The 7,759-nt window shown below is 31.4% G+C and carries 10 protein-coding genes; 7 read left to right on the plus strand and 3 right to left on the minus strand.

Annotated elements, in window-relative coordinates; all coding sequences use genetic code 11:
* Positions 1-546 precede the first annotated feature (546 nt).
* On the minus strand, positions 547-768 hold the full coding sequence (locus Z054_RS31205) for a transposase (protein ID WP_084050637.1): 222 nt from the start codon (positions 766-768) through the stop codon (positions 547-549).
* 579 nt (positions 769-1,347) lie between these two features.
* On the opposite strand from Z054_RS31205, the gene Z054_RS32545 reads away from it, so the two are divergent.
* The 7 genes from Z054_RS32545 to Z054_RS0126970 all read left to right on the plus strand — a co-directional run bounded on the left by Z054_RS32545 (position 1,348) and on the right by Z054_RS0126970 (position 6,682).
* Positions 1,348-1,854 carry a hypothetical protein gene (locus tag Z054_RS32545; RefSeq protein WP_241461466.1) on the plus strand — a complete coding sequence of 169 codons (507 nt, stop codon included), beginning with the start codon at positions 1,348-1,350 and terminating at the stop codon, positions 1,852-1,854.
* Positions 1,845-2,480, plus strand: a complete 636-nt coding sequence (locus tag Z054_RS32550; RefSeq protein WP_241461467.1) for an AraC family transcriptional regulator — start codon at positions 1,845-1,847, stop codon at positions 2,478-2,480. Before Z054_RS32545 ends, Z054_RS32550 begins: the two co-directional genes overlap by 10 nt.
* Positions 2,481-3,193: 713 nt before the next feature.
* Positions 3,194-4,273: an alpha/beta hydrolase family protein gene (locus Z054_RS0126950; protein WP_024773084.1), complete on the plus strand. Its 1,080-nt coding sequence runs from the start codon at positions 3,194-3,196 to the stop codon at positions 4,271-4,273.
* Between the two features lie 2 nt (positions 4,274-4,275).
* Positions 4,276-4,881, plus strand: coding sequence for a type IX secretion system membrane protein PorP/SprF (locus Z054_RS0126955; RefSeq protein ID WP_024773085.1), 606 nt, complete (start codon positions 4,276-4,278; stop codon positions 4,879-4,881).
* Complete coding sequence (locus tag Z054_RS0126960) at positions 4,875-5,129, plus strand: hypothetical protein (RefSeq protein WP_024773086.1); 255 nt, start codon at positions 4,875-4,877, stop codon at positions 5,127-5,129. The genes Z054_RS0126955 and Z054_RS0126960 overlap by 7 nt, the downstream gene beginning before the upstream one ends.
* A 772-nt stretch (positions 5,130-5,901) precedes the next feature.
* A complete protein-coding gene (locus Z054_RS0126965; RefSeq protein ID WP_024773087.1) occupies positions 5,902-6,192 on the plus strand; it encodes a hypothetical protein in 291 nt (96 codons plus the stop codon).
* A 214-nt stretch (positions 6,193-6,406) separates the two neighbouring features.
* The gene (locus Z054_RS0126970; RefSeq protein ID WP_024773088.1) at positions 6,407-6,682 is read left to right on the plus strand and encodes a toprim domain-containing protein; all 276 of its coding nucleotides are present in this window, start codon (positions 6,407-6,409) and stop codon (positions 6,680-6,682) included.
* 94 nt (positions 6,683-6,776) lie between these two features.
* Here Z054_RS0126970 and Z054_RS30705 read toward each other — a convergent pair whose 3' ends face one another.
* Together Z054_RS30705 and Z054_RS30710 are read right to left on the minus strand one after the other, a co-directional pair.
* Positions 6,777-7,142 carry a hypothetical protein gene (locus Z054_RS30705; protein WP_152538701.1) on the minus strand — a complete coding sequence of 122 codons (366 nt, stop codon included), beginning with the start codon at positions 7,140-7,142 and terminating at the stop codon, positions 6,777-6,779.
* 82 nt (positions 7,143-7,224) lie between these two features.
* Positions 7,225-7,716, minus strand: a complete 492-nt coding sequence (locus Z054_RS30710; protein ID WP_262482465.1) for a YfjI family protein — start codon at positions 7,714-7,716, stop codon at positions 7,225-7,227.
* Positions 7,717-7,759 lie beyond the last annotated feature (43 nt).

Raw genomic sequence — 7,759 nt, forward strand, 5'->3', positions numbered from 1 at the left:
CATTTAGGGTTATACTATTATAACCAAACACTGTACTATGTTATCTGTTTATCATGATTTTAACACTTAAGTAGGCAAAAAATTAAGGTTGTTGTGTAATTATTAGTTTTTTTAATGAAAAATCGGCAAAGTTCTATAAGAGATATACTGGCATTAGCTTTGCATATGACTTGTCAAGGGCTATATGGATTATAAAACTGGAGGTTATCAAACAACATAACAGAAAAGGTATTGCAGAGTATTTTGACCTACCGAATGATTTCTTTCCTAATCCTGATGAAAAAGAGGATGAATACAATTTGATATTTAGGGGGTATGTGAATGCAAAAATGAAAATTGAGTAGCTACAAGACGATTTAGATACATCTCAAGCTCGATATTCAACAAGGTTGTTAATGAATAATTTGATCTATGATAAGGAAAATAAAGAGCGAAACAATGTTTATGTGGTAATGAGTCCCAATACAGAAAATTATGTCCAACACTATTTTGCCCCATTATACTTAGACCGTTTAATGAACTACCCCGATGCAAGCATACGAGGTATCAAAACAATTTCAATTGGTTAGACTTATGCAACATCTTATGATCTTTCTCAATTCCTAGATCTCTTACAAATTTTGAAATTGTACTATCATCTCCAAACTTACTTACTGTATTAATAAAATATCCACTTGACCAAAATGAACCACTCCACAATCGCTTCTTGATTTCAAGATGCAACCGAAATAACTCTATTACTGTAATACTTTTCAACCTCTTTATTATTTGACTTGGACTTTTCTAGGACAAGACACATACTGTAGAGCGACACAGACATTACATTAATTTGTTTTTTGCTACAAGCTTCTCTAAAGCTTTTCGCATCAAAACCAACATCCAAATTTAAGAAAAACCCCTTAATAGTTTTATTAGCTTGTTCTGGGGTTAATTTTACCATCTTAGACTGCACTTCTACATCTTATAAAGCATCAGACAAACACCATTTCCTGTAATAGTAGTAAACTGAATTCCACCTAAAAGAATCTCGCTTAAAAAGTGCTTTTAGATGTAATACACACTTGTTTTTAATTTGTAAATAATTTTAGTAAACTCTACCAATCGAACTTTAGTGGAAATCCTTGTTTGTTTTAGTGGGGTATATTACTATTTCTATCATGATTTTGTTTAATACTAGATACAAAATAGGTTGTTTTTATGTATTTTACGATTGAAAACACAAATATCACCAACCTAGTTGTTATTCAGTTAAAGGGTTTAAGTCACTTCGTAGCGAACATTTTATAAAAACTACAAAGAGGAAAAAATCACTATTTTTTTTAGAATTCAAAATACTACTTTAGCTACATGGATATATTAGATATATCACCTTTGTTAAGTTTAATTTTAGGTGTATTTTTGTTAACATTTATCTTGTTTAGAAAAGGTGGATTAGGTAAAGATAAAAAGATTAGATTTGTTTTAGCTACAATAGTTTCTGTCTACACATTAACGGCTTTAGATTATTACTTCACTATTAATTTAGAAGGAGACACACCTTATAGCTATATATCCTATTTACTTACACATTTATTAGGTTTCTTTCTTTATTATTTCATTGTTTTATTTACAAATACAAGTATTAATCTTAAAAAGTGGTTACCAGTTGTTGTTAGTTACACAATTTTAAGATGGGCATTTTTATATCCTCTTTTTCAATACGAAACATTCAAAGAGTATGTAAATTTTATGGAAAATTCTGGTTATGATACATGGATTGTTTGGGAATACCTTTTAGTAGCTTTAGTCAACATATTACTATTCATACTAACCTTTTTTAAATTAAAACAATCTCCGTTAATAAAATGTATTTAGATGAAATTCAATCATTTAGATATGGGTGGTTGAAATTAGTGTTTAGTGCGTTTGTGTTATTGCAAATAGGAATTTTCATAAGTGATATTATAAGGAATTTCAGAGTTGAAAAAGCTGCAATGTTTGCAAGTTATGAGACCTATATGAAATTTGAGACATTACTAATTACTATTTTCTTCTTTGTTTTCGCATATTCAATTATGCATTTTCCAGTGTTTGCTTTTACAGGGAATTTCGAAGATTTACCAGCATCTACTAAAAGTAAATATCCAAATTCTTCATTAAAAGATTCCTCAGACCTTTACAATGAAATTTACACACTTGTTAGGGAAGAGAAGCTATACCTAGATTTCGATTTAAAACTAAATGTAATAGCAAAAAGACTTGATAAATCTATTCATCATATCTCTCAAGCTATAAATCAGAATGCACAAATGAGCTTTCCGGATTTCATTAATAAATTTAGAATAGAGGAAGCTAAAACAAAATTACTTCAACCAAAACCAGATACAATATTTGCGATTTCTTTAGATGTTGGTTTTAATAGTAAGGCTGCGTTCTATAAGGCGTTTAAAAAAGGTACTTTACTAACACCAACTGAATTCAAAAAAAAACATAAAGCCTAACTTCTATCTAAGTTTGTCAAACAATAAACTACCGATAAATCAAGGAATTTTTTTTGTTTCGTATTATAGGAGTCCACATTTATACTATGTGTTTTAAGATACTTTTGTCTTATAGTTTTATAAAAAACAATTGTTATATAGGTACAGGTAAAATGAAAAATATTACAACATCAATTTTAGTCGTTATTTGAATTCAGTTAAGCTCGAAGAACAAAAATGGAAGAAACATGTGTTAGCGGATAAAGAAGTCGTTACATTGATTTATTAAAAAAACGGAAAATACTCCGGAAAAATTACTTGGTTGAAATAACCAAATGATGAAAAAGGAAACCGATTGCAGATATTTAAAATTTGGGTGAGACAAAAAGCCCTTTAATGAAACTGAAACTTGGATTAGGATAGAATAAGCTCTACATTAATAATCCTTATTAAATCTGTTATATTGTTTATTCCCAGCTTAAAAACGAACAAGACAAGAAGCTAATTAATTGAAAAACATGATTTTTAGCTTTTATAAACTATGTGTCTTAACAAAGACCAAAAGTCAGAAATATCAATCAAGTACTGAATTTTAAAATACAAAAGAAACATGAAGAAATTTTTAATTTTTGTTATCCTTCTAATAGTTTTTTTGCCAATGTTCAAAAGAGAATTTAGATATTCCTATAAATGGCAATAGAGGTGACTTAAAAAGTTATACGAAAGTGACAAGTATGACTATTGATAACATTACTAAAATTAATGAAGAATATAGAAATGAATGGAAACATTTTCTAACCTATGACATTGATATTTATTCAATTGTTTACAATTCTCTTTACAAAAATAATTTGGTAGAGTTATTAGGTTTGATAATCGTTCCTTCTTCAATAGATAGCTTAAGCCTTATTCAGTACCACCACGGAACGATGATCCCAATCGCTTCCGAAAATGGAGAAGGGATAAATGATGCACCCTCCTTATTCAAAGGTCAAGCTCCTCAAAAATATGCAGATTTTTATGAAACAAGATTACTTTGTACCATCATGGCTTCTAATGGGTTTATTGTATCTGCTCCTGATTATGCTGGTTATAATGTAACGGCTCACCTCAATCACCCATATACTTTTCATCATGAGTTAGCAGAGAGTTCAGTGGATATGCTCAGAGCTACCGAGAGTTTGATTAAAGAATTAGGTGTAAATTATTCTACCAAAATCTTTTTAGCAGGTTGGTCAGAAGGCGGTGTAGCATCTTTAGCTACACAAAAATATTTAGAAGAGTTATATAATGGCGAATTTAATCTTATCGCCAATGCGCCTTTTGCTGGACCTTATGATTATGATACTTTTGGTATAGATGTATTTAAAAAGAAAGATGAAAAATGGAGTGAATTAGGTATATATAGTTGGGCAGGGCACGTGTGGAACGAATTTGGAAATATTAACAGGCCGGCAGACCAAATATGGAATTTTGAAGTAAATCACCCAATAGAGGCATTAAATTTACCATCAAGTATTCCTTCGCAAGTTTTTAAATCAAGCTTTATTGACAATATTGAAAATGGAAACGATAGAGAAATCATTTCCATCATGGAAGAAAATGATTTGATTGACGGTTGGACACCAAAAGCAAAAGTCTTTTTGCATCATGGGATAAATGATGATATTGTACCTTATTTTAACACTGAAAACGCCTACAATTCATTTCTTAATAATGGATCAGATGTGACTTTGTATAGATATGGAGGGAACCATTGCACACCAATTTTTGAATATTTAACAAACCTACTAAAAGATTTTAATCAGCTATAGGTATGAAATCTATTAAATGTTTAATTCTCTTGGTGTTTAGTGTAACATTGGTGAACAAGGTTTCAGGACAAACTCTAGCAAATTTTAACTTCTTAGAACACACATATCTTTTTCATAATCCTGCCAAAGTCGCTTTGAACTCAACAGAGATTGTTTATATAAATAGAAGGAAAACAAACACTACTGTTTCAAGCCCTATGTTTTCAAAAAGTTACTTAAGTGTTAGTCAGCAATTAAAAAATATAAAAGGTCTTTTTCATTTAAATTACTTTTTTGATCAATATTCCTTTTTCAATCAAAACATTATTTCTATAGGTTACAGTTATCCATTAGAAATTTCTAAAAATCATTCCTTGTCGATTGGTATAAGGTTTAATGGAATCATTAATACTATTCAATATGACCAGATTAAAAATATAAATTTTGAAACATTACAGGAAACAAAATTTCATCCTGATATTGATTTAGGCGTTTATTATACATGGAAAAACCTAAATATTGGAATCGCATTAAAAAATATCAGTTCTCCTGCTTTAAAGGTAAATAAGATTTCTTATATAGAAATCCAATTACAATTAACTACTTTTTATTCTATAAACAATTGTTAAAAAATGACTGGTTTATAAAACCTCAAGTTCAAGTCATCGAATACTATTATCGATTATACAAAGCAGGCTTAAATTTCGGATTACATGATAAATTTGAAGCAGAACTTACTTTTGATGTTCCTTCATATCATTTGGGGTATAATGCGGGTATTTATGTTAGCAAAATGATTGGCGTTTTTACATCATTAAATCATAGTTTAATAACAGACACCAAACATTTTGAATTAATGCTTCAACTTAAGATATGAAAAAAGGGTTGCTATAATCATGTAGATGGGTTACTATCTTACGATCACCACATCACCTTTCATATAACCATAAATACAGGTTTCGTAAATGATGGTTCATCAAATCGAAGTTTTTCTCTTTTTTAAATAGTCTATCATAGAAACACATCCTTTTCTTTCAAGTCTGGATATTGTAATGGGAGTAACCTTTATAGGGTTTTGAGGTACTTTTCAATCTCTCATTCTAGTTGTACTCCAAGTATTAAGATTGTCTATGTTTAGTTCCTAATCGAATTAAGTTATTGTGCTTAACTCTGGCTTTTCCCAATTATTCCATATATAGTATCGAATCCGATTTCGTATCCACTTATCTAACTTTTTAAGTTTCGTAAACTGTTGGTGAAGTGATAATTGGTGCCATCCTGTATAGACCTTTAGCAAGCCTATCCGGGCATTCTTTCATTGATATAGATTTGATTTTTCTGGTTAAACCTTCAAGATCACGCTTATATCTATTCCAACTAATTTTGTTTGCAACTAACTAGTACTGCCCTTTACTACCTTTTTGTAGGCTGGTACGAATTCATATACTAGTATTACAAAGCTTATAGATCTGTGCACCTCTTTTTGCCTTATTCATCAATAATCTAAATTTATCTCTTAAAGAAACAAATTCTATGAACAACTTCCTTTGCTTTGTTTTTAAATCTTGTATACACACGAAATCATCTGCATAACTTATATAGCGTAATCATTGATCCTGCTATTCCTTATCCGAAACATCTAGATCATAATGGACTTATTGGAATTGCTTTTCAGCGTTTATAAATCCAAAAATAAGGGTTGGAGATATAAAGATTTTGCAACCACAGATGAGGGAAGCGCCTCTGATTTAATCATGAAACTGAAACAGTGTACTTTTCAGGAAGCACTCTCGATACTTAACCAAGATTTTAATTTGCAATTGGTTGAAGAAGATACCAGTCATAATTTTACAATCCAACTTCAAAAAGAATGGGATGCCTCCACAATCTTGAGTATTGGCTTTCTTATGGAATTAGTTCTTCCTTACTTAAAAAATTAATATCTACCCTATACGACCTTTTACAAGATCTAAGCATGGTGGTAATCCAGTTACTTTTACCGTAACCAAACAAAATCCTATCTATGGGTATAAGATCAGTGACTGTTGTTATAAACTCTATATCCCATTAGCATCTCGCTGTAGGTTTGTATGGTTAGGCAACAAACCACAGGATTATATCTTTGGATATAATAAGCTACGACAAACCGGAACCATGGTGTTTATCACAGGAGGTGAAAAAGACGTGCTCTCGCTCTATGCCCAATCTGAATATGTAGTCTATTTTAATAGTGAAACTGCCAATCCTCTTGTAAAATTGATCGAGAATCTAAAGGCACGATTCGAAGAAGTCATTGTACTTTATGACATTGATAAAACAGGAATTGCGCAATCTAAAAATTATGCAAAAACTACGGATTACAACGTATGGAGTTACCTCATAAACTTATCGCTAAAAAGGGTAAAGATATCTCTGATTTCTTTAAACTAGGGTATACCATAAGGCGACCCTCAAATAGTAATAGAGTGTAATGAAACCACCAAAGAAAAACACTTGAGGTTTTCTAGAAAAAATGTCGAATAATTTACCCTTCTTTTTTCAGTAGATGAAGATATCGACCATGACCGATACGCTCAATATATCCTTTTTCTACAAATTGGTTAATATAACGTTCCGTAGTTTTTTCTGGTAGTTGAAGCTGTAAAGCTACGCTCTTATATTCCTGGGTAGTAAAAGAAGTGGGCAATCCATCCAGAAAACTTTCTTTTTTGGTTTTACCCCTGGAGAGTACGGTTTGTTTTTCTGGCAAATACCGATACACCTTTTGGGTATGTGCCAGTAAATTGTCTACAATGGCAATAGCATTTTCCATATCAGCATCCTGGCAAGATAGCATGTTGGAAAGTGTGCCGTTTTCCAATGATCGAATGTTAGTGAAGATTAGTATCATACGATAACAGATCAATCCCAACCGTAATAAAGAAGCTTCCAACCCTGTCTTTTTCAGGAATTGGAATTTATCATACTCTTTACTAAAAAAAAGTATTGAACTGCTTTATTTGGTGCGGTTGTAAGTGAACCCTGATTTCGGTCCCAAAACTTTCCAATGTTTGATAGTATTGTAAATACCGGTCACCTAGTGCATCAAAAATGTTATCCAATGAGTGTTCATTAGTATTGGCAAATACGTTTCTCCATTGTTTTTGCCGTTGCATCTCAAAAAAGATAAACCGGCTAAAGAGTCCATTTTCTGCATCCGGCATTAAAGACAGTACCTGATCTGCTGTACCAGAAAGTACTGCGGATAGTTGTGGATTTTTAATATCTACATATTCACTTGCTGTACAGCGATAGTAACTTATTTGTTCGTGGTGGAATGCTTTTCTTAACCCATCACTATAATTTCCATGTTCACTTTTAAACGCTTGTGCAAGGGTATCCCCTTCCGTTTCAAAGATGAGCCCTTTTTCATCATTATTTGCCAATAATTCAAAAGCTCCTGTAGCACTACTATTGGCAGGGATAAATAAGAGTTATTCCCTGGGTTTTTCAGGTTTTGGTGGAGTC

The organism is Aquimarina macrocephali JAMB N27, from assembly GCF_000520995.1.
Classification (GTDB): Bacteria; Bacteroidota; Bacteroidia; order Flavobacteriales; family Flavobacteriaceae; genus Aquimarina; species Aquimarina macrocephali.

Bases quoted from the DNA above. Each gene is read 5' to 3' on its own strand.
- Z054_RS32545 (WP_241461466.1), top strand. From the start codon at position 1,348: ATGGATATATTAGATATATCACCTTTGTTAAGTTTAATTTTAGGTGTA.
- Z054_RS32550 (WP_241461467.1), top strand. From the start codon at position 1,845: ATGTATTTAGATGAAATTCAATCATTTAGATATGGGTGGTTGAAATTA.
- Z054_RS0126950 (WP_024773084.1), top strand. From the start codon at position 3,194: ATGACTATTGATAACATTACTAAAATTAATGAAGAATATAGAAATGAA.
- Z054_RS0126955 (WP_024773085.1), top strand. From the start codon at position 4,276: ATGAAATCTATTAAATGTTTAATTCTCTTGGTGTTTAGTGTAACATTG.
- Z054_RS0126965 (WP_024773087.1), top strand. From the start codon at position 5,902: ATGGACTTATTGGAATTGCTTTTCAGCGTTTATAAATCCAAAAATAAG.
- Z054_RS0126970 (WP_024773088.1), top strand. From the start codon at position 6,407: ATGGTGTTTATCACAGGAGGTGAAAAAGACGTGCTCTCGCTCTATGCC.
- Z054_RS30705 (WP_152538701.1), bottom strand. From the start codon at position 7,142: ATGATACTAATCTTCACTAACATTCGATCATTGGAAAACGGCACACTT.